At 59.4% G+C, this 19,127-nt stretch carries 19 protein-coding genes and 1 tRNA gene; 10 read left to right on the forward strand and 10 right to left on the reverse strand.

From position 1 onward, the window contains the following. Window positions 1–23: 23 nt before the first annotated feature. Window positions 24–1,058 (reverse strand): lipase secretion chaperone, encoded by a 1,035-nt coding sequence (locus AC56DI_RS13240; protein WP_496346565.1) that lies wholly within the window; start codon window positions 1,056–1,058, stop codon window positions 24–26. 50 nt (window positions 1,059–1,108) lie between these two features. Further along, entirely contained in the window at window positions 1,109–2,038 is a 930-nt protein-coding gene (locus AC56DI_RS13245; protein ID WP_496346566.1) for a triacylglycerol lipase, read from the reverse strand. A gap of 467 nt (window positions 2,039–2,505) precedes the next feature. Between AC56DI_RS13245 and AC56DI_RS13250 the strand changes: the two genes are divergently transcribed. Next, window positions 2,506–2,784, forward strand: a complete 279-nt coding sequence (locus AC56DI_RS13250; protein ID WP_496346567.1) for a hypothetical protein — start codon at window positions 2,506–2,508, stop codon at window positions 2,782–2,784. Between the two features lie 6 nt (window positions 2,785–2,790). Here AC56DI_RS13250 and AC56DI_RS13255 read toward each other — a convergent pair whose 3' ends face one another. Next, window positions 2,791–3,405 (reverse strand): hypothetical protein, encoded by a 615-nt coding sequence (locus AC56DI_RS13255; protein WP_496346568.1) that lies wholly within the window; start codon window positions 3,403–3,405, stop codon window positions 2,791–2,793. Window positions 3,406–3,414: 9 nt separating this feature from the next. Then, a complete protein-coding gene (locus AC56DI_RS13260) occupies window positions 3,415–5,049 on the reverse strand; it encodes a methyl-accepting chemotaxis protein (protein WP_496346569.1) in 1,635 nt (544 codons plus the stop codon). 227 nt (window positions 5,050–5,276) lie between these two features. Between AC56DI_RS13260 and AC56DI_RS13265 the strand changes: the two genes are divergently transcribed. Together AC56DI_RS13265 and AC56DI_RS13270 are read left to right on the forward strand one after the other, a co-directional pair. Further along, on the forward strand, window positions 5,277–6,107 hold the full coding sequence (locus AC56DI_RS13265) for an undecaprenyl-diphosphate phosphatase (protein WP_496346660.1): 831 nt from the start codon (window positions 5,277–5,279) through the stop codon (window positions 6,105–6,107). A gap of 339 nt (window positions 6,108–6,446) precedes the next feature. Continuing rightward, a complete protein-coding gene (locus tag AC56DI_RS13270; RefSeq protein ID WP_496346570.1) occupies window positions 6,447–7,415 on the forward strand; it encodes an alpha/beta fold hydrolase in 969 nt (322 codons plus the stop codon). Between the two features lie 60 nt (window positions 7,416–7,475). Here AC56DI_RS13270 and AC56DI_RS13275 read toward each other — a convergent pair whose 3' ends face one another. Both AC56DI_RS13275 and AC56DI_RS13280 read right to left on the reverse strand, forming a co-directional pair. Continuing rightward, window positions 7,476–7,823 (reverse strand): MmcQ/YjbR family DNA-binding protein, encoded by a 348-nt coding sequence (locus AC56DI_RS13275; protein WP_496346571.1) that lies wholly within the window; start codon window positions 7,821–7,823, stop codon window positions 7,476–7,478. 23 nt (window positions 7,824–7,846) lie between these two features. Beyond that, complete coding sequence (locus AC56DI_RS13280) at window positions 7,847–8,755, reverse strand: LysR substrate-binding domain-containing protein (RefSeq protein ID WP_496346661.1); 909 nt, start codon at window positions 8,753–8,755, stop codon at window positions 7,847–7,849. A gap of 125 nt (window positions 8,756–8,880) precedes the next feature. On the opposite strand from AC56DI_RS13280, the gene AC56DI_RS13285 reads away from it, so the two are divergent. Further along, window positions 8,881–9,495, forward strand: coding sequence for an FMN-dependent NADH-azoreductase (locus AC56DI_RS13285; protein ID WP_496346572.1), 615 nt, complete (start codon window positions 8,881–8,883; stop codon window positions 9,493–9,495). A gap of 272 nt (window positions 9,496–9,767) precedes the next feature. Here the strand turns inward: AC56DI_RS13285 and AC56DI_RS13290 are convergent, their stop codons facing one another. Both AC56DI_RS13290 and AC56DI_RS13295 read right to left on the reverse strand, forming a co-directional pair. Then, window positions 9,768–11,354, reverse strand: a complete 1,587-nt coding sequence (locus AC56DI_RS13290; RefSeq protein ID WP_324517808.1) for an ABC-F family ATPase — start codon at window positions 11,352–11,354, stop codon at window positions 9,768–9,770. 367 nt (window positions 11,355–11,721) lie between these two features. Then, a tRNA-Leu gene (locus tag AC56DI_RS13295) sits at window positions 11,722–11,808 on the reverse strand. Window positions 11,809–12,548: 740 nt separating this feature from the next. On the opposite strand from AC56DI_RS13295, the gene AC56DI_RS13300 reads away from it, so the two are divergent. After that, window positions 12,549–13,277 carry an amidotransferase gene (locus AC56DI_RS13300; protein ID WP_496346573.1) on the forward strand — a complete coding sequence of 243 codons (729 nt, stop codon included), beginning with the start codon at window positions 12,549–12,551 and terminating at the stop codon, window positions 13,275–13,277. A gap of 42 nt (window positions 13,278–13,319) precedes the next feature. Here the strand turns inward: AC56DI_RS13300 and AC56DI_RS13305 are convergent, their stop codons facing one another. Beyond that, window positions 13,320–14,291 carry a magnesium and cobalt transport protein CorA gene (locus AC56DI_RS13305; protein ID WP_496346574.1) on the reverse strand — a complete coding sequence of 324 codons (972 nt, stop codon included), beginning with the start codon at window positions 14,289–14,291 and terminating at the stop codon, window positions 13,320–13,322. A gap of 137 nt (window positions 14,292–14,428) precedes the next feature. Here AC56DI_RS13305 and AC56DI_RS13310 point away from each other — a divergent pair, with 137 nt between their 5' ends. Then, entirely contained in the window at window positions 14,429–15,169 is a 741-nt protein-coding gene (locus AC56DI_RS13310; protein ID WP_496346575.1) for a ZIP family metal transporter, read from the forward strand. Between the two features lie 75 nt (window positions 15,170–15,244). Further along, complete coding sequence (gene pyrF / locus AC56DI_RS13315; protein WP_496346576.1) at window positions 15,245–15,940, forward strand: orotidine-5'-phosphate decarboxylase; 696 nt, start codon at window positions 15,245–15,247, stop codon at window positions 15,938–15,940. A gap of 149 nt (window positions 15,941–16,089) precedes the next feature. Here pyrF and AC56DI_RS13320 read toward each other — a convergent pair whose 3' ends face one another. Next, window positions 16,090–17,097: an NADP-dependent oxidoreductase gene (locus AC56DI_RS13320; protein ID WP_496346577.1), complete on the reverse strand. Its 1,008-nt coding sequence runs from the start codon at window positions 17,095–17,097 to the stop codon at window positions 16,090–16,092. 29 nt (window positions 17,098–17,126) lie between these two features. Here AC56DI_RS13320 and AC56DI_RS13325 point away from each other — a divergent pair, with 29 nt between their 5' ends. The 3 genes from AC56DI_RS13325 to AC56DI_RS13335 all read left to right on the forward strand — a co-directional run bounded on the left by AC56DI_RS13325 (window position 17,127) and on the right by AC56DI_RS13335 (window position 19,125). Continuing rightward, the gene (locus tag AC56DI_RS13325) at window positions 17,127–17,285 is read left to right on the forward strand and encodes a hypothetical protein (RefSeq protein ID WP_496346578.1); all 159 of its coding nucleotides are present in this window, start codon (window positions 17,127–17,129) and stop codon (window positions 17,283–17,285) included. Window positions 17,286–17,324: 39 nt separating this feature from the next. Further along, the gene (locus AC56DI_RS13330; protein ID WP_496346579.1) at window positions 17,325–18,086 is read left to right on the forward strand and encodes an SDR family oxidoreductase; all 762 of its coding nucleotides are present in this window, start codon (window positions 17,325–17,327) and stop codon (window positions 18,084–18,086) included. 151 nt (window positions 18,087–18,237) lie between these two features. Further along, window positions 18,238–19,125, forward strand: a complete 888-nt coding sequence (locus AC56DI_RS13335; RefSeq protein ID WP_496346580.1) for a bile acid:sodium symporter family protein — start codon at window positions 18,238–18,240, stop codon at window positions 19,123–19,125. Window positions 19,126–19,127: the final 2 nt, after the last annotated feature.

Here is a 19,127-nt window from a genome sequence, read left to right on the forward strand (position 1 = left end):
CCCGCGCATGACGCGGGCTTGGTTTATGGGGTGTTGTTTTGCCGGGCACTGGCCAGTTGTGCGCTGGCATCCAGTCGCAGACGCTCACGCTCATCGAACTGCTCTTGCGCTAGGCGTTGAATGGCCGCCTGTTTGTCAGCTGACGTGAGCCCTGGATGGTTTTCGATAGCACTTTTTTCCTGCTGAAAACGCTGCAGCCGCTGTTTCCAGTTTTGCCGTTGTTGATCCAACGCCTGCAAGCGATTGGCCGCTTGATTGCCCACTAATTGCTGGCGCAGCGCCTGGAGTTGTTCAGCACTGCCGCCAGCGGCTTGCAGAGCGCTGGTCTGGCTGCGCAGCTCAGTGTGCAGTTGCGGCAGTACGCTGGCTTGCAGCTCTTCCGACAAGCCCTCACGCAGTCGATCCAGGGCTGCGCTTTTGGCGTTGGCATCCAGGCTGTCATCACGCTGGATGGCCAAACGCTCCAGGGTGAACAGGTTGTAGCTTTCATCGGCGGCAAAAAATACTTGATGCACCTCACTGCTGAAGAGCCGTGCGCGCAGCGCCTGCACGGCCATTTCGCGTTGCTTCAGGGCGTCCAGGCTGGGCAGTTGTGGCAGGTCGCGCTCCAACAGAACCAGTTGACGCTTGTAGTCGAGGTATTGCTCCAGCAGCGCCAAGGCTTGAGCCTCGGCGGGGGCTGGCAGTTGGCTACGAATATGGGCCTGCAAGCGCTCAATGCTCTGTGCCAGGGTTTCCTCACCGATAGCGCTGAGGAAGTAATCAAAAATTTGCACGATGTCGCGTGTAATCCGCAGATTGCCGTGCTCATCGAGCTGGAACTCGCCATCCACTTGGGTGCCGCTGAACGAGGCGGGGAGTGGTGTGGCATGGGTTGACGCGGGGGCGGGGCGATCTACCGCAGCTTGTGGCTGGGCGGCGGGCAGTTGTTTGCTACTGGCAGTGGCAGAACCGCCGGCTAGGCCTGTGGCAGGTTCAGGCGTAACGGGCTCCAGGTACAGGGTGATCGCAACACAGGCCGCAAAAAACACCGGCAACAGCAATATGATTTTCTTCACCGCAACTACTCATCAGTGTTGTGGCGCCGTTGCCGGCGCCACAACCGGGCTTACAGACTGTCGTTTTTCAGGCGGTTGGCGTGCTGGCGATAGACGCTGACCGGGCTGGTCTCGAACAGGCTGGTCAGGCCGATGAACTGGTTCACCTCATCTAGGTGGTTCATCCGGTAGTTATCGCGCACCACCTTGCCCAGGTGCGAACTGCAGCGACCCACCAGGCCGTCGTTGGCTTCCTTGAAGGTCAGCGAAGCCGCACCCATGAGCAAGTCGCTCGGATCCAACACGTTGGTGACCGGGCTAGTGCCGCTCCAGGAGTAATAACGAATGCCATTAACGCTGTAGACACCCTCACCGCAGGCGCTGGTCGGCATACCTTGGGGGAACTTGGCGTTGAACTTGGCTGCGCCCACGCTGTTAAGCGACTCCAGTGAGCCCAGTGCATTTTGCGGCGACGTGCTAGAGCTGCCAGACAGCAGATTAATCAGCCCGCCCAAGCCGTTGACGATGCCAGCCAGCAGGGTTTCACCAGCCGAGCCTGGGGGTACGTTGCGGATAAAGTCGGCAGCAGCCGAGCCTTTGTGCGGAGCGCCGATGCTGGTTACTGACGCCACCAGATCAGGACGAATCGCTGCTACATAACGGATGGTCGGCCCGCCATGGCTGTGGCCGAGCAGATTGACCTTTGGCTTGCCACTAATGGCAACGATTTCTTCCACTTGCTCAAGCAACTCTTCGCCACGGGCTTCGGAGGTGTTGAGTTGGCTGACTTCGGTGACATAGACCTTGGCACCGTCACGACGTAGGGCGGACGGGATGCCGTACCAGTAATCGATGCCGAGTATGTTGTCGAAGCCAAGCATGCCGTGGGTCAGCACGATCGGGTATTTGGTTTGGGTGTAGCCGGTCGCGGCAGAGGCTTGGGCAGGCACGGTTAGGCAGGCGGCGACAGCGAGTGCGAGCAGGGTTTTCTTGTTGTTCATGAGTGCTCTCATCATTGGGTGAAGAGGTTTCGCGCGGTCCTGGCACGCTGAAACGCCCATCCAAGGCGAGTGCTGCATCCTGATCGCTAAGGCAGTTTCCATGCCATGCACCAATTCGAGGCCGTAAGGTCTCTATTTCGGGGTTTTCAGGCCTGCAGGCGAAAATCACTGAGGGTAAATAGTGGGAAGGGTGTTACAGCAGGAAACTGCGCTACAGGGCGCTGGCGCGCGCCGAGCCGTAGCACGCACACCTGGAAAATTGGTCTGCCATCCAAAAGATAGGTGGGCAGGGTGGCCTTGACAGTTTTAGCGGCGGTTCTCTAGCATGGTTGCCACAGCGCCGATTTAAACAGCTACTTGCGGGGCGCCAGGGGACTTCTGTGAAGTCTTCGAAATACCGCTAAAGCGCTGGTTCGGTGTTGCCTCTCACCGCTGCCAAGCGGGATTCACGAGGCCGGAACACACCCATGAACTGCCCCCATCGCCTAACCCCAGTTTGCAGCGCGGCTCCTTTGCGCAAAGTGCTGCTGGATGCACGCTTGCCTGTGACTTTGCTGCGCCAACTCGATGGCTGGTCGCCAGCGGCCAGCCGGTTACTCGAGTTCACCGACCAGCAGATACCCCTGTCAGAACGCCCCAGCGACAGTCTCGACTGGGCCGTTATCCGTGTATCTGCAGGCGAAATCGACACGCAGCTGCCAGCGCTACTGCGCGTGGCACGTCAGGGCTTGATCCGTTTGGCTTGAGATTAATCAGCAGGACAGGCTGTCGGCCTGGCGATACAGCAGGAGCAACTTGCGTGTGATGCTCTGCTGGATGTCGCTGCGCTCGAACGCGGACAGGCGACTGAGCTTTTGCACCTGCAGGCGATGCAGATGGATATAGGGCATCTGCTGGTCAAACTCGCGCAGATCGCCCTTCATCATGATCGGCAGGAAGTCGTCGCCGATCTTCTTCTGATTGCTGATGATTTGCGCCAACGCCTGCTTGAACGGCATGGTCTTCGGCCCCGGCCCGCCGTTTTTGATTTCCGTGGTCAACAACAACCCGGGCTTACCCATCACCATACCAGGCAGAACGCACAGCCCCGTCTTGCGCACAGCCAAAGAGTCAATGCCATGCAAGGTGTCATGGAAGGCATAGGGGTTGGGCAGCACCACCATCTTGCGGCCCATTTCGGAGGGGAAGTGCAGGTTGTAGTTGGTGTAGAGCTGACTCACCGACTCCGAATACACGCACAGGCGGTTTTCAAACAGCTGGATAAAGCGCTCTGCCAGCTCCCGCCGGGCCATGCTGTCCAAGTCCCAGATCAGGTCCTGGTTCTGTGGCTTGCTCAGATCAACTTCCTGGTGCTCCATGCTGCTCATAATGTCCTCTTACACGCGAAATTGACCCAGCAGGCCACTTAGCTTCGCTGCCAGTGCGCTCAGGTCACGGCTGGCGTTGCTGGATTGCTCGGCGGCGGCTGAGTTGCTGTTGGCCAGCCCTGCCGCTTGGGTGACATTCTGATTGATATCGTCAACCACATGCGACTGCTGCAGGGTGGCGCTGGCAATCGAGCTGTTGAGGCTGCTCAGGTTGGACAATGACTGGGTGATCAGGTTGAGGCTTTCGCCGGCTTGGCTGGCCTGTTCCACCGTCAATTGCGAGGCGCGGCTGCTCTCGTTGATGACGTCGACCGCTGCTTCCGAATTGCTCTGCAAGCGCTCGATCATGGTGTGGATTTCGGCCGTGGACTTTTGCGTGCGCTGCGCCAGCAGGCGCACTTCGTCAGCCACTACGGCAAAGCCACGACCCTGTTCACCCGCGCGGGCGGCTTCGATGGCGGCATTCAGGGCCAGCAGGTTGGTCTGTTCAGCTATCGAGCGAATTACTTCCAGGACACTACCGATCTGGGTGCTTTCTTTGGCCAGACTCTGGATGACCTCCACTGCCTGGGCGATGGTGCCGGACAGTTGATCGATTTGCTTCAGGCTGCTGCCGATATTGCGCTGCCCCTGGGTGGCTTGTTGCTCGGCTTGGATCATTTCGTTGGAGGCATGTTCAGCATTGCGGGCCACATCCTGCACGGCATAGCTGACTTGATTGATGGCTGTGGCCACCAACTCCATCTGCTCGGCCTGCTGACGGCTGTACTGGCTGGCCTCGGCGGAAATCTGCCCGAGTGCGCTGGCGGCGTTATCCAACTCTCCGGCAGCACCAAGGGACTCGGTGATGACCTGGCGTAACCGCTGGGTGAAGGTATTGAAGTGGCGGGCTGTGGCACTCAATTCATCACTACCGAGGGTCGACAGGCTGCGCGTCAAGTCGGCCTCACCACTGGCGATGCTGGCCATGGCATTGACCGTTTCTGCCAATGGCCGGGCGATGCTGCGCACGATCAAGCTGGCGAGGATGACCATTAAAATGACAATAACCAGGGTGCTGACCAGGGTACGAATGGCTTGGCTGCGGAATTCGCTCTGCATATCGTCGATATAAATGCCCGAGCCGAGAATCCAGCCCCAGGGTTCGAACAGGGCAATGTAAGAGACTTTGTCGACCGGCTCCGAGGCACCTGGCTTCGGCCAACTGTAGCCGAGGCTGCCAGCCCCTTGGGTTTTCGCAATACGCACCATCTCATTGAACAGTGGCAGGCCGTTGGGGTCCTTCATGCCGCCAAGGTCCTTGCCTTCGAGTTCTGGTTTGATGGCGTGCATGACCATTTTCGGACCCAGGTCGTTGATCCAGAAATATTCATTCTGGCCGTACCGCAGATCGCGGATCAGGGTGATGGCCTGCTGTTGCGCTTGTTCTTGGCTCAGTTTGCCGCTGAGTTGCAGCGCATGCTGATGCTTGAGGATGCCCTGTACGCTCTCCACCACGTGTTGGGTCTTCAATACCTTGCCGGCGTATAGGTCGTCATAACTCTGGCGCAACAGCAGCACGCTCATGGCCAGCAGCAAGGCCACAGCGACCAGCACTATCAGCCACAGACGGCGGCTGATAGGTAGGCGGCGAAAGGTTGGCATGGCAATGACTCCGGAAATCGTCTCTACAGCTAAGCACCGTCCCAGAGCCTTGGCAATTAGCCATTGGCCGCGCTCGATAATGCTTGCACCGGCGGACAACGGCAAAAAAACGCCGGTCAGAGCACGTGCTGAGTTGATAAACTGCGCGGCCTATAACGGCGAGTTGTTTTGATTTGACCGCCAATCACGTGAATAACAGTTTGGCCTTGGCGCTGAGTGGGATGGATATGGATTATTGGACTGCAGTACAAGCGCTGATTTTGGGCATTGTTGAGGGGCTGACCGAGTTTTTGCCGATCTCCAGCACCGGCCACCAAATTATCGTCGCTGACCTGTTGGGCTTCGGCGGTGATCGGGCCATGGCCTTCAATATCATCATCCAGTTGGGGGCGATTCTGGCCGTGGTCTGGGAGTACCGGCGCAAGATTCTCGACGTGGTGGTGGGGCTGCCCAAGCAGGCTGAGGCCCAGCGCTTTACCATCAATTTGCTGATCGCGTTTTTTCCCGCAGTGATTCTTGGGGTGGCTTTTGCCGATGTGATCCACGCTTACCTCTTCAACCCGATTACCGTGGCCGTGGCGTTGGTGGTGGGCGGCGTGATCATGCTGTGGGCCGAACGGCGGGTGCATCTGGTCGCCGTCGAAACCGTCGATCAAATGACCTGGAAGGATGCTCTCAAGGTCGGCTGCGCCCAGTGCCTGGCGATGATTCCGGGTACTTCGCGCTCGGGCGCAACCATTATCGGCGGGTTGCTGTTCGGTTTGTCACGCAAGGCAGCCACCGAGTTTTCCTTCTTTTTGGCGATGCCGACCATGGTTGGGGCGGCGGTGTACTCGGGCTACAAATACCGCGAGCTGTTTCAGCCGGGCGATCTGCCGGTGTTCGCCATTGGTTTTGTCACCTCGTTTATCTTCGCCATGATTGCGGTGCGCGCCTTGCTCAAGTTCATCGCCAACCACAGCTATGTGACCTTTGCCTGGTACCGCATCCTGTTCGGTCTGCTGATTCTGGCCACCTGGCAGTTCAGCCTGATCGACTGGAGCAGTGCCCAGGGCTGATGGGCTTGGGTAATCATCGAAACGACCCGCGCCGACCCTGTCGACAGCACCTTGAGTGCCAGCACCCGCGCTGTGGTGCTGTGTTATCACCCGTGCTGGAAACATCGTGACCTGGACGGCGTGGTGGCGCTGTATTACCCCGAAGTCGAGTCTTCCAGAATCGCCTGTTCTGTCTGGCCCAGCTGCGAGACTCTGTGGGCGATGCGTTGACGCTGCCGGCCAACTGCACGTGTGACAGAAACCCTTCGTGCTGATGCTTTGACGCGGTATTGCGCCTAGTGATGGTGTGCCACAGGTCCTCCGTCTTTGGCATAGTGCTGCACCATCAAGGAGTTCTGCATGCGCCCACTCGATCACCAGTTGCTGGCCGTCAACGGCATAAACCTCAGCCTCTACAGCGCCGGCCCAGCGGACGGTCGGCCGCTGTGGCTGTTGCATGGCTTTCCGGAGTGTTGGTTGTCCTGGCGCCATCAGCTGGAGCCGTTGCTCGCTTCTGGTTATCAGGTGTTTATCCCGGAAATGCGTGGCTACGGGCAAAGCAGTGCGCCGCAAGCCGTCGAGGCCTATGACCTGCTGACCGTGTGTGGCGATATCCAGGCGGCGATGGATGTTCTGGGTCAGGAGCAGGTCTGTGTGATTGGCCATGACTGGGGCGCGCCGATTGCCTGGCACCTGGCCTTATTGGAGCCGAAGCGGGTCAGGGCCGTGGTGGGCATGGCTGTGCCTTTTGGTGGGCGGCCCAAACAGCCGGCGATTGGCATCATGCAGCAGCTGTATGCCGGGCGATTCCATTACATCCTGCATTTTCAGACCCCTGGCGTGGCCGAGGCGGAAATGGACGCTGACATCCCACGTACCTTGCGCTGGATGATGCACAACCTCTCCGCGGCAGTACCCAAAGACCTGTTCCTACAGGACAAACCCGCCGGCGCCGGGCTGTTCGATGGCCTGCAACAGGTCGATCAACTGCCGGCCTGGTGTTCGCCGCAGGCCTTTGCCGGTTACGTCGCCACCTTTAGCGGGCTCGGTTTTCGTGGTGCGCTGAACTGGTACCGCAACTTCGAGCGCAACTGGCAACGCACGGAAGGTCTGGCCGGTCGGCAGATCGAGCAGCCAGCGCTGTTCCTGCTGGGTGACCTCGACCCGGTTGGCACCCTGGAGGCCTATACCCTCAAGCAGATGCCCAAGCTGATCCCCGATTTGGAAAGTCATGTGCTGGCGCAGTGCGGCCATTGGTTGCAATGCGAGCAACCCGAAGCGGTCAATCGTCACCTGCTGGGCTTTCTCGCCCGTCACTATCCCGCCTAGGCCTTGTTCGTTTAACCCTGCACGCTCACGCCTAGAAGTGAGCGCGCAGTGGCGGCTGAGCTAATCCAGCAGCAGGCCGATGCGCTTAAGCTTTGGCAGGCGGCCCACCACCAGTTGATGGGAGCGGCGCAGCAAGGTCTGCAGTTCCATGTCGGCCAGCGGGTAGGGCACCGCCATGCTGATCCAGTGGGCACGGGCTAGATAGGGCGCGGGGCGAATGCCGGGGCGGTCGGTGAAGCCGAGGAATAGGTCCTGGTCGACCTTGAAGGCCAGATCGCTGCCCATTAGGTCGAGGATTGCGATCATCTTGTTGCCTGCGATGGAGAACACTCGGCAATTGCCCCACTTGCGCTCTTCGTGCATGCCGGGCAGTTGCAACAGATAACGGGCGACGGCATCCGGGTTCATGGTTGTCTCCTCAGGTAGTGCTCTCATATTGGTTGGTCCCAGTCACCTTTAAAGGCTTCGCTCAGATGCTCGATCCAGGCCCGTACGGCCGGCAACATGCCGCGCCTATGGGGGTACACCGCCTGCAGATAGCCGCCTGGCAACGTCCATTCGGGGAGTAACTGCTGCAGGCGGCCGGCGGCCAGTTCCTCTTGGCAAAACTGCCAAGGCAGCAGGGTTACGCCCAGGCCGGCCAGGGCCGCGCTTTTGCGCACGGCAAAATCGTCGATGCCCAGGCGCGGTTCAACGGCGATCTCGCGCTTACTGCCATCGGCGGCGAACAGACGCACATGCACCTTGCGATCAGCCTCGACGGCGCCGAGTAGCGGTAAGCGGGTGAGCTCGGCAGGATCGTTGATCGACTGGCCCGCCAGCAATGCCGGCGCTGCAACTAGGGCGAGGCGTCCGGGGCGCAGCTTGCGGGCGATCAGCGCCGGATCCTGATCGCCATCATCGCGTACCCGCAACGCCACATCGATACCTTCTGCCAGCAGATCGACTCGGCGGTTGGTCAGCAGCATGTCCAGCTGCACCTGCGGATAGGCGGCGAGGAAGTCGTTGATGATCGGGCTCAGGTGCGATTGCGCCAGTGCCACCGGGCAGGAGACCCGTAGGCGCCCGCGCGGCGCGCTGGCATGGCTGGCCACGGCTTCGTCGGCCATCTCGGCGGCCAGCAGCATGGCCTGGCAATGCCGGTAGTACTGCTCGCCAATGTCGGTCAGCGACAGCTTGCGCGTGCTGCGTTGCAGCAGGCGCGCGCCGAGTCGGGTTTCCAGTTCGGCCAGGCGCCGCGACAGGCGCGACTTGGGAATGCCCAGCAGGCGCCCGGCGGCAGCAAAGCCGCCGGCATCGACCACTTTGGCGAAATAGTAGAGATCGTTGAGGTCTTGCATGGCGGTCATCGTCCTGTCAGTGGGACGAACTATCACATTTTTCCTGACTAATCGGCTATTGGTTCTATCGGTAAGCTTTGTTTCACTTGATCGCCACCCTGCGATCCCTACTCAAGGAGACACCCATGAAACTCTTGCACCTCGACTCCAGCATCCTCGGTGACGCATCCGCCTCGCGCCAACTCAGCCACAGCGTGGTTGCTGCCTGGTTGGCCGCCGAGCCAACGGCCAGCCTGAGCTACCGTGACCTGGCGGCGGACGCTTTGAGCCATTTCTCGGCGGCTAGCCTGGTCGCGGCCGGTACGGCCACTGAGCTGCGCGATGCGGCGCAGCAGCACGAAGCTGAACTGGCAGAGTCGACCCTGCAGGAGTTCCTCGACGCCGATGCCATCGTCATCGCCGCACCGATGTACAACTTCAGTGTACCCAGCCAGCTGAAGGCTTGGATCGACCGCATCTCGGTGGCCGGCAAGACCTTCACCTACGACGAGAACGGCCCCAAAGGCCTGGCGGGCGGTAAAAAGGTGGTGATCGTCTCCACCGCCGGCGGTCTGCATGCCGGTCAACCGAGCGGCGTTGGCCATGAAGATTATCTGCAGGTGGTACTGCGCTTCCTCGGTATCAGCGATATCGAGGTGGTGCGCGCCCAAGGCCTGGCCTACGGCGAAGCCCCGCGCGCCGCTGCCCTGAGTGCCGCGCAGGAACAGATTGCCGCCTACTTTGCGCCCGCCATGGCCTGAGTATTTAGCCGGCAATAAAAAACGCCCCGCAATTGCGGGGCGTTTTTATGACGGACAGCGGATCTGGCAGGCTTAGCGGGCCGTTGAAAAATGTAGGCGAGGCAGGCAAGACAAGGAAAAAACGGCCGAAAAAGCGGAGTTTATGAGTTGTAAATGAGCATTTGACTCGCTTCACTCACCCCTTTGGGGCCGTGCTAAAGCACGTTCAGCCTTCGGCTGTGAGGCCGTTTTTAACGCGGTATTGCCAACGCAGGTAGTTTTTCAACGGCCTGTTAGACGATCACGCCCTGGCTGCGCAGATAGTCGTCGTAGGTGCCGCTGAAGTCGGTGATGCCGTTAGCCGACAACTCGATGATGCGCGTCGCCAAGGAGCCCACGAACTCACGGTCGTGGCTGACGAAGATCAGCGTACCCGGGTAGTTTTCCAGCGCCAGGTTGAGCGCTTCGATGGATTCCATATCCAAGTGGTTGGTTGGTTCGTCCATGACCAGCACGTTGGGCTTTTGCAGAATCAGCTTGCCGAACAGCATGCGGCCTTGTTCACCACCTGAGATAACCTTGACCGACTTGAGGATTTCGTCGTTGGAAAACAGCATGCGCCCGAGCGTGCCGCGCACCATCTGCTCGCCCTGGGTCCACTGGCCCATCCAGTCGAACAGGCTGCAGTCGTCTTCGAAGTCGTGGGCGTGGTCCTGGGCGTAGTAGCCGAGTTCCGCACTTTCAGTCCACTTCACCGAGCCGGCATCTGGGGTCAGTTCGCCCACCAGGGTACGCAGCAGGGTGGTTTTGCCGATGCCATTCGGGCCGATGATGGCCACGCGCTCGCCGGCTTCCACGGTGAAGCTGAAGTTCTTGAACAGAATCTTGCCGTCGAAGCCCTTGGCCATGTGGTCCACGGTCACGGCGTTGCGGTGCAGCTTCTTGGTCTGCTCGAAACGGATGAACGGGCTGATCCGACTGGACGGCTTGACCTCGGCCAGCTGGATCTTGTCGATCTGCTTGGCGCGCGAAGTGGCTTGCTTGGCTTTCGAGGCGTTGGCCGAGAAGCGGCTGACGAAGGATTGCAGTTCGTTGATCTGCGCTTTCTTCTTGGCGTTGTCCGACAGCAATTGCTCGCGCGACTGGGTGGCGGCGGTCATGTACTCGTCGTAGTTGCCCGGGAACAGACGCAGCTCGCCGTAGTCCAGGTCGGCCATGTGGGTGCAGACCGAGTTGAGGAAGTGACGGTCGTGAGAAATGATGATCATGGTGCTGTTGCGCTGGGTCAGGATGTTTTCCAGCCAGCGGATGGTGTTGATGTCCAAGTGGTTGGTCGGTTCGTCCAACAGCAACACTTCCGGGTCGGAGAACAGTGCCTGGGCCAGCAGCACACGCAGTTTCCAGCCGGGGGACACTTCACTCATCGGGCCAAAATGCTGCTCGATGCCGATACCCAGGCCCAGCAGCAGTTCACCCGCGCGGGATTCGGCGGTGTAGCCGTCCATCTCGGCGAACTCGGTTTCCAGCTCGGCCACGGCCATGCCGTCTTCTTCGCTCATTTCTGGCAGCGAGTAGATGCGGTCACGCTCGGCTTTGACGGCCCAGAGCTCTTCGTGACCCATGATCACGGTGTCGATTACGCTGAACTGCTCGTAGGCGAACTGGTCCTGGCGCAACTTACCCAGGCGCACGTTCGGCTCCAGCATCACCTGCCCGCCGGAGGGTTCGAGATCGCCGCCCAGGATCTTCATAAAGGTCGACTTGCCGCAGCCGTTAGCCCCGATCAGGCCATAACGGTTGCCGCCGCCGAACTTGACGGAAACGTTCTCGAACAGGGGTTTAGCCCCGAATTGCATGGTGATGTTAGCGGTGGAGATCAAAGTGTTTACCTATCAATAGCTTATGGCTGGCTGGAACTAAAGCGTATTGATGGCAATACACGATTCTCCAGCACGCTCCAGTCGGAGCTTGAGTTGATCCTGCGGGTGTACGTAGACAACAACATCTGGGTGTATTGACCCAGCTGCTGAGAGATGAAAACGGAGTTCATCAGGTCGTTCAAACGCGCGCAGTCGTTTTCACACAACCTGTCATGGCGGACATTGCGCATATTGTCGCATAGGTGTGACTGCAGTTATATGGCTGCCGAAATGGCTGTCAGCGGAGGGCGTGGCGGTCGATGTACAAAGGCTGCCGATGGGCCTGGCTGAAGACGCATGCTGAAGCCAGCATGATCTTTGGCGTAACTGGTGCCCCGGGCCGGACTTGAACCGGCATAGACTCGCGTCTGGCGGATTTTAAGTCCGCTGCGTATACCTATTTCGCCACCGGGGCATTTTACGAAGCGCGCATCTGCGCCATAAACCGTGGGGTGAATTAATCCATTGATCCATGGATTTTTTGTAGCACCGAGCCTCTTTTCAAGGCCTGTGTGTCTACTGATTCGCCATTCGGGTAATGGGGCAATGCTGCGAGGGCTGGAATATATACAGCCCTTCCGGTTCACGCAAGGTTGGCGGCAGGGTGGCATCGGTGTACGTGAGCGGAATTTAAAGTCAAAAAAATCAGTAACTTTCACCATTTGCTTGAGCCTGGCACTGAGGTTTTGGTGGCATTTCGGCGGGGTGTTTTTATCCCCCAGAGCCGGCTGCGACTGGCGAATGAGCGGCACTTACGCGATGTGGATAGACCTGCAGGGCAATGCTTGATTTTATTAACTGTATGGATATACAGTTATGCCGAAGGCGATTGGTACGACCTCAATTGGCCATGTTCGCCCCAGCTATTGACCTCTATCTCAGTGCGAAAGGACGGTTTCCTATGTGGTTTGCTGCCTCGATTATCGTAAACACAATGCTGATGGCTGGTTTTCTGTTGGTCATGCTGGGGCTGGCCAGGGTGGCTTACGGCGCCGAGGACTAAGTCGGGCTGCGTGCCTTGATGGCTGCGGCGGGCTTACGAGCATCAGGCGGTGATTTTTCACCCATTGCAGAGAGTGGGCGTTCAATTGTTCGGTCATCTGTGTTAAAAAAAACACACGCCTGTTTGCTCTCCCTACTGCCTAAGGAAGCCTGATGACCCTGAGTATTTGCATCCTAGAAACCGACAACATCCGGCCTGAACTGGTTGAGCAGTACCGCGGATACGGTTGGATGTTTCAGCAGCTGTTCGCGCGTCAGCCGATAGCCGCCGAGTTTGAAGTATTCAATGTGGTACAGGGCCATTACCCGGATGATTCGCGGCATTTCGACGCTTATTTGATCACTGGCAGCAAGTACGATTCCTTTGGTCAGGACGACTGGATTCAGACCTTGCGCACCTATGTGCTGGAGCGCTACGAGCACGGCGACAAACTCATGGGCATCTGCTTTGGTCACCAACTGCTGGCGTTGGTCCTGGGGGGTAAAACTGAACGGGCCTGGCAGGGCTGGGGCGTAGGTGTGCATCAATACGAGGTGGTCGAACAACCCGAGTGGCTGCAGCCCCATGCCGAGCAGTTGTCGCTACTGATCAGCCACCAAGATCAGGTGACCGAGCCCCCGGTCAATGCCACCGTACTTGCAAGCAGTGCGTTCTGCCCGATCGCCGCTTATTACATCGGCGATCAAGTGCTTTGCTTCCAAGGCCATCCGGAGTTTGTGCCGGATTACTCCCGTTCGATTCTGAACATTCGCCAGGATGTCTATGGCGAGCAGGTTTACCAACAAGGCATTAACAGCCTGGACCTGCAGCACCAGGGCAACATGGTGGCCGAGTGGATGATGCGCTTCGTGGCGCAGGGCCGAGCCGTATCAGCGGCCTGACCCATTGACCGTGGGGACTTTGAGCGATGGTGCAGGCCTGGCCTAGAGCCAGTCCAGGCGCTTGAAGTTGGCAAACAGCGCTGTGCAGCCAACCCCGATCAGTGCCAGCACACCGAAGTAGCCGTAATGCCAGGTCAGCTCGGGCATGTTTTGGAAGTTCATCCCGTAAATCCCGGCCACAGCCGTAGGAAACGCCAGGATCGCTGCCCAGGCGGCAAATTTTCGCTGCACCAGACTTTGTCGCGACGACTCAAGCAGTAGGCCGATTTCGATGGTCTGGCTGGCGATATCACGTAGGCCGGTGAGGTCTTCCAGCAGGCGGTTGACGTGGATCGCCACGTCGCGAAAGTACGGACGCATGTTTTTGTCGATAAACGGGAACGACAGGCTTTGCAGCTCCTGGCAGATCTCCACCATGGGTGCCACGTAGCGGCGCAAGCGCAGCAACTCACGGCGCAGGCTGTGAATGCGTTCGATGTCTTCTTGCCGCAATGACTGGCTGAGTACGTTTTGTTCGAGCTCATCAATCTCGCTGTGGATTAGCTCGGTGACTGGTCGGTAGTTTTCCACGATGAAGTCGAGCAGGGCGTAGAGGACGAAATCCTCGCCGTTTTCCAGCAGCAGTGGCCGTGCCTCGCAGCTCTGGCGCACCCGTGAGTAAGGTGACGAATCGCCATAACGGGCGCTGATGATGTAGCCCTTGCCTGCAAACAGATGGGTTTCCACGAACTCCAGTTTGCCGTCGATGCGCACCGGGTTGTAGAGCACCATAAACAGTGCATCACCAAAGGTTTCTAGCTTGGGGCGGTTGTGCTGTTCGAGTGCGTCGGTGATGGCCAGTTCGTGCAGATGAAACTGCTGCTGCAGGCTGTGTAGGGCCGCCGCATCGGGTTTTTGCAGGCCGATCCAGACGAAATGGTCAGGCTTTGCGGCCCAGTTGCTGCCTTCGACCAATTCTATATCGGCCACTCTTTTGCCTTTGGTATACACCGCGGCGGCCACGACTCGTCCCATGCTGTGCGTTCACTCTTGCAGTTGGCGGAGGGTTTCCGGCGCCCAGCTTAACCCATCATCGATTCAGCCTTTCACTGTGTCAGGGCTGACAGGTATCCCTTGCAACCGTTAGCCTGGGTCCTTTAACGGGAGACGGTATGGATTGGGCGATGGTTTTCAAGGCCGGGCTTTGGGGCTGGCTGGCAGCCAGCAGCCTGCTGGTCGGGGCATTGATTGGTTTCTACTGGCACTTGCCACGCAAACTGGTGGCTACGGTGATGGCTTATGGCAGCGGCGTACTGATCGCAGCCCTGTGCTTCGAGCAGATCCCCGAGGCCCAGCGCCTGGGTGGCTTGTGGCCGACCCTGAGTGGCCTGTTGATCGGCGGTACGGTTTTTGTGCTGGCGGACGAATACCTTGATCATCTTGAACGGCATCACCGCAGCCGTTTGCCGGGCAAGGGCTCGCTGGTTGGGCTGTTGATTGCAGCTGGCGCCTTCCTCGATGGCATTCCCGAGTCTCTCGGCTTGGGCTTGGGTTTGCTCGGCGGTGGCAACATCAGCGCGGTCATGCTGGTGGCGATTTTCCTGGCCAACCTGCCGGAAGGCCTGGCCAGCGCGGCAGGGTTGAAAGGCGAGGGCCGCAGTGCCGGGTATGTATTTACCTTGTGGGGCGTGATCGTGCTGCTCTCCGGTGTGGCGGCCATGGTGGGGCCGGCGCTGATGGCCGAGGTGTCACCGCTGTGGTTGTCCTTTGCCTTGGGCTTTTCTGCTGGTGCGGTGTTGTGCATGCTGGTGGATACCCTGATTCCGGAAGCTTTTGCCGAAACCCATGCGCTCACTGGGCTGATCACCCTGGCGGGGTTTATGACTGCCTTTGCCCTCAGTCACCTGCTTTAACTGTGTACCTCAGGGGCCGCGGTAGCGCCCCCTGAGGTACAATGCGCGGCGTTTTGACTTGCCTGAGAAGCTGCCATGTCCTGCTTGAGCCCTATTATCGTTGCCCTCGATTTCCCTAACGCCGACGCAGCCCTTGCGCTGGCGGTGCAGCTTGATCCGGCACAGTGCCGGGTAAAAGTCGGCAAAGAGCTGTTCACCCGCTGCGGGCCGTCCATTGTGGAAGCACTGCAAGCCAAGGGCTTTGACGTGTTCCTCGACCTCAAATTTCACGACATCCCGAATACCACGGCCATGGCTGTCAAGGCTGCCGCCGAAATGGGCGTGTGGATGGTCAACGTGCACTGCTCCGGCGGCCTGCGCATGATGGCGGCCTGCCGCAATGAGCTGGACAAGCTTAACGGCGCCAAGCCGTTGCTGATTGGCGTGACCGTGCTGACCAGCATGGAGCGCGAAGACTTGAGCGGTATTGGCCTGGATATCGAGCCGCAAACCCAGGTTCTGCGTCTGGCAGGGCTGGCTCAGCAGGCTGGCATGGACGGTCTGGTGTGTTCGGCGCAAGAGGCCGGTGTGCTGAAAGTGGCGCACCCGCAGTTGCAGTTGGTGACGCCGGGAATTCGTCCGGCAGGCAGTGCTGAGGACGATCAGCGCCGCATTCTGACCCCGAGTCAGGCGTTGCAGGCTGGCTCGGATTATCTGGTGATCGGCAGACCGATCAGCCAGGCCGCTAACCCACAGCAAGCGTTGGCGGCCGTGCTGGCCGAACTGGCTTAAGTCACGGAAGGTGCGTAGACCGGATGCAATCCGGGTGTTTCTGCTGAGTTAACGTGACTTTCGGCTGTAGGAGCGGGTTTATCCGCGATGCCGTTTACTTTGAAAGTATCGCGGCTAAAGCCGCTCCTACTGCAACACGCAGGCTCGATTCAGTCGACCTTCAGCACCAGCTTGCCGAAGTTCTCGCCGCTGAACAGTTTCAGCAGGGTTTCCGGGAAGGTCTGCAGGCCGCTGACGATATCTTCCTTGCTTTTCAGCTTGCCGCTGGCCAGCCAGCCGCCCATTTCCGCCGCTGCCTCGGCAAAGCGCGGGGCGTAGGTCATCACCACCATGCCTTCCATGCGTGCGCTGTTGACCAGCAGATTGAGGTAGTTAGCCGGGCCTTTGACCGCCTGCTTGTTGTTGTACTGGCTGATGGCTCCGCAAATCACCACCCGCGCCTTGAAGGCCAGGCGGGTGAGCACGGCATCAAGAATGTCGCCGCCGACGTTATCGAAGTACACGTCAACGCCTTTCGGGCATTCACGTTTCAGTCCAGCAATCACATCCTCGCTTTTGTAGTCGATGGCGCCATCGAAGCCGAGCTCGTCAATGAGGAACTTGCACTTGTCAGCGCCGCCGGCAATGCCGACCACGCGGCAACCCTTGAGCTTGGCGATTTGCCCGGCAATGCTGCCCACCGCGCCGGCTGCACCGGAAATCACCACGGTTTCACCGGCCTTGGGTTGGCCAACGTCGAGCAGGGCGAAATAGGCGGTCATGCCGGTCATGCCCAGTGCCGACAGATACAGCGGCAACGGCGCGCGATTCGGGTCAACCTTGTAGAAGCCCTTCGGCTCGCCGAGGAAGTAATCCTGCACACCCAGGGCGCCGTTCACGTAGTCACCGACGGCAAATGCCGAGTTCTGCGAAGCGATCACCTTGCCGACACCGAGGGCGCGCATCACTTCACCCAGGCCAACCGGTGGAATATACGACTTGGCGTCGTTCATCCAGCCGCGCATCGCCGGGTCCAGGGACAGGTATTCGTTCTTCACCAGAATCTGCCCAGGGCCTGGCTCGCCAAGGTTAGTTTCTACATAACTGAAGGTTTCCCGGCTGGGCAGGCCTTGCGGGCGCTGGGCCAGGAGGAATTGGCGGTTGAGTTGGGCGGACATGGCAGTTACTCGCAGGCAAGGAAGTTACTGTGATAGCCCGCTACGGCCATTCCAGCAAGCGCCAGCACCTTGGCAAATGGGCGCTGATCCATCTCAATGATGAAGCACCCGGTGGCTTTATCAGTGAGCTGCATAAGGCCCTAACCGAGCGCCTGATAGTGCTGCCGGTACACCGGGGGACTGGCTAGACTGCCCGCAGTTATCCACTTGCAGATAAGGACACAGTCATGAGCATGAGTTTCTCCGGTCAGGTCGCCCTGGTAACGGGCGCCGCTAACGGAATCGGTCGCGCCACCGCCCAGGCATTTGCCAGCGAAGGCCTCAAGGTGGTGGTGTCTGACGTCGATGTGGCGGGTGGCGAGCAGACGGTCGAACTGATCCGTCAGGCCGGCGGCGAAGCACTGTTCGTGCGCTGCGATGTCAGCCGCGACGCTGAGGTGCAGGCGCTGATGACCACCGTAATCGAGGCCTACGGTCGCTTGGATTACGCCTTCAACAACGCGGGCATCGAAATTGAGAAGGGGCGCCTCAACGAAGGCAGCGAAGCCGAGTTCGACGCCATCATGGGCGTCAACGTCAAAGGCGTATGGCTGTGCATGAAGTACCAGTTGCCGCTGCTGGTGGCCCAGGGTGGCGGCGCCATCGTCAACACCGCCTCGGTGGCCGGTCTCGGTGCTGCGCCGAAAATGAGTATCTACAGCGCCTCCAAGCATGCGGTGATCGGTCTGACCAAGTCGGCCGCCATCGAGTTTGCCAAGAAGAAGGTGCGGGTCAATGCCGTGTGCCCAGCGGTGATCGACACCGATATGTTCCGCCGCGCCTATGAGTCCGATCCGAAGAAGGGCGAGTTCGCCATCGCCATGCACCCGGTTGGCCGTATCGGCAAGGTTGAGGAAATCGCCGCTGCGGTGCTCTACCTGTGCAGCGATGCCGCCGCCTTCACCACCGGTCAGGCTTTGGCCGTCGATGGTGGCGTGACCGCGATGTAAATCGCGCCGTGCATGAAAAGGGCGCTACGGCGCCTTTTTTGTGCCTACATATTTTGCCGCAAAGTCGCACAGACTTGGCCGCGCAGGCCACTGGTGCCTGGGCGGCGAGCCTTGCACAATCGAGCCAGTCTTAAATAAGGGAATAACAACAATGACAGCCGATCCACTGCTGATAATTTTCCTCCCCGCGGCCTTGGGCATCATCATGCTCGGCCTTGGCCTGTCGCTGAGCCTGGCCGACTTTGCCCGCGTGGTGCAGTTTCCCAAGCCGGTGCTGGTGGGGTTGGTGTGCCAGATCCTGCTCTTGCCGGTGGTGTGTTTCTTTATTGCCAAGGGCTTTGGTCTGGCGCCGGCGTTGGCGGTAGGCCTGATGCTGCTGGCAGCCTCGCCGGGTGGTACCAGTGCCAACCTCTACAGCCACCTGGCCCACGGTGACGTGGCACTGAATATCACCCTAACGGCAGTGAACTCGGTGATCGCGATCTTGACCATGCCGATCATCGTCAATCTGTCGCTGAATCACTTTATGGCCGCCGATCAGACGCTGCCGTTGCAGTTCGGCAAGGTGCTGCAGGTGTTTGCCATTGTGCTGGGGCCGGTGGCCATTGGCATGCTGATCAAGCGTCAGATGCCTGGTTTTGCTGCGCGCATGGATAAGCCGGTGAAGATTCTTTCGGGCCTGTTCCTGCTGCTGATCATTGCCCTGGCCATCGCCAAGGATTGGGACACCGTGGTCACCTATGCCCCGCAGGTCGGTCTGGCGGCGCTGGTGTTCAACTTGGTCAGCCTCGGCGTGGGCTACTGGGTGCCGCGCCTGATGAAGCTGAGCCTGCGTCAGTCGATTGCCATCGGCATGGAGATTGGCATCCACAACGGCACCCTGGCCATAGCCCTGGCGCTGAGCCCGGCGTTGCTGAATAACCCGACCATGGCCATCCCGGCGGCGCTGTATGGCTTCATCATGTTCTTCACCGCCGCGCTATTTGGCTGGCTGGTGAATCGCGTGCATGGCCGCGAGCTGTCCGCCGCCAGCGCCTGAGG

This window comes from Pseudomonas sp. BGA-UO-ETr-WB11 (genome assembly GCF_059567785.1).

Bases quoted from the DNA above. Each gene is read 5' to 3' on its own strand.
- AC56DI_RS13265 (WP_496346660.1), top strand. From the start codon at position 5,277: ATGGATTATTGGACTGCAGTACAAGCGCTGATTTTGGGCATTGTTGAG.
- AC56DI_RS13310 (WP_496346575.1), top strand. From the start codon at position 14,429: ATGGATTGGGCGATGGTTTTCAAGGCCGGGCTTTGGGGCTGGCTGGCA.
- AC56DI_RS13260 (WP_496346569.1), bottom strand. From the start codon at position 5,049: ATGCCAACCTTTCGCCGCCTACCTATCAGCCGCCGTCTGTGGCTGATA.
- AC56DI_RS13285 (WP_496346572.1), top strand. From the start codon at position 8,881: ATGAAACTCTTGCACCTCGACTCCAGCATCCTCGGTGACGCATCCGCC.
- AC56DI_RS13305 (WP_496346574.1), bottom strand. From the start codon at position 14,291: ATGGGACGAGTCGTGGCCGCCGCGGTGTATACCAAAGGCAAAAGAGTG.
- AC56DI_RS13250 (WP_496346567.1), top strand. From the start codon at position 2,506: ATGAACTGCCCCCATCGCCTAACCCCAGTTTGCAGCGCGGCTCCTTTG.
- AC56DI_RS13270 (WP_496346570.1), top strand. From the start codon at position 6,447: ATGCGCCCACTCGATCACCAGTTGCTGGCCGTCAACGGCATAAACCTC.
- pyrF (WP_496346576.1), top strand. From the start codon at position 15,245: ATGTCCTGCTTGAGCCCTATTATCGTTGCCCTCGATTTCCCTAACGCC.
- AC56DI_RS13335 (WP_496346580.1), top strand. From the start codon at position 18,238: ATGACAGCCGATCCACTGCTGATAATTTTCCTCCCCGCGGCCTTGGGC.
- AC56DI_RS13255 (WP_496346568.1), bottom strand. From the start codon at position 3,405: ATGAGCAGCATGGAGCACCAGGAAGTTGATCTGAGCAAGCCACAGAAC.
- AC56DI_RS13320 (WP_496346577.1), bottom strand. From the start codon at position 17,097: ATGTCCGCCCAACTCAACCGCCAATTCCTCCTGGCCCAGCGCCCGCAA.
- AC56DI_RS13300 (WP_496346573.1), top strand. From the start codon at position 12,549: ATGACCCTGAGTATTTGCATCCTAGAAACCGACAACATCCGGCCTGAA.
- AC56DI_RS13280 (WP_496346661.1), bottom strand. From the start codon at position 8,755: ATGCAAGACCTCAACGATCTCTACTATTTCGCCAAAGTGGTCGATGCC.
- AC56DI_RS13330 (WP_496346579.1), top strand. From the start codon at position 17,325: ATGAGCATGAGTTTCTCCGGTCAGGTCGCCCTGGTAACGGGCGCCGCT.
- AC56DI_RS13245 (WP_496346566.1), bottom strand. From the start codon at position 2,038: ATGAACAACAAGAAAACCCTGCTCGCACTCGCTGTCGCCGCCTGCCTA.
- AC56DI_RS13275 (WP_496346571.1), bottom strand. From the start codon at position 7,823: ATGAACCCGGATGCCGTCGCCCGTTATCTGTTGCAACTGCCCGGCATG.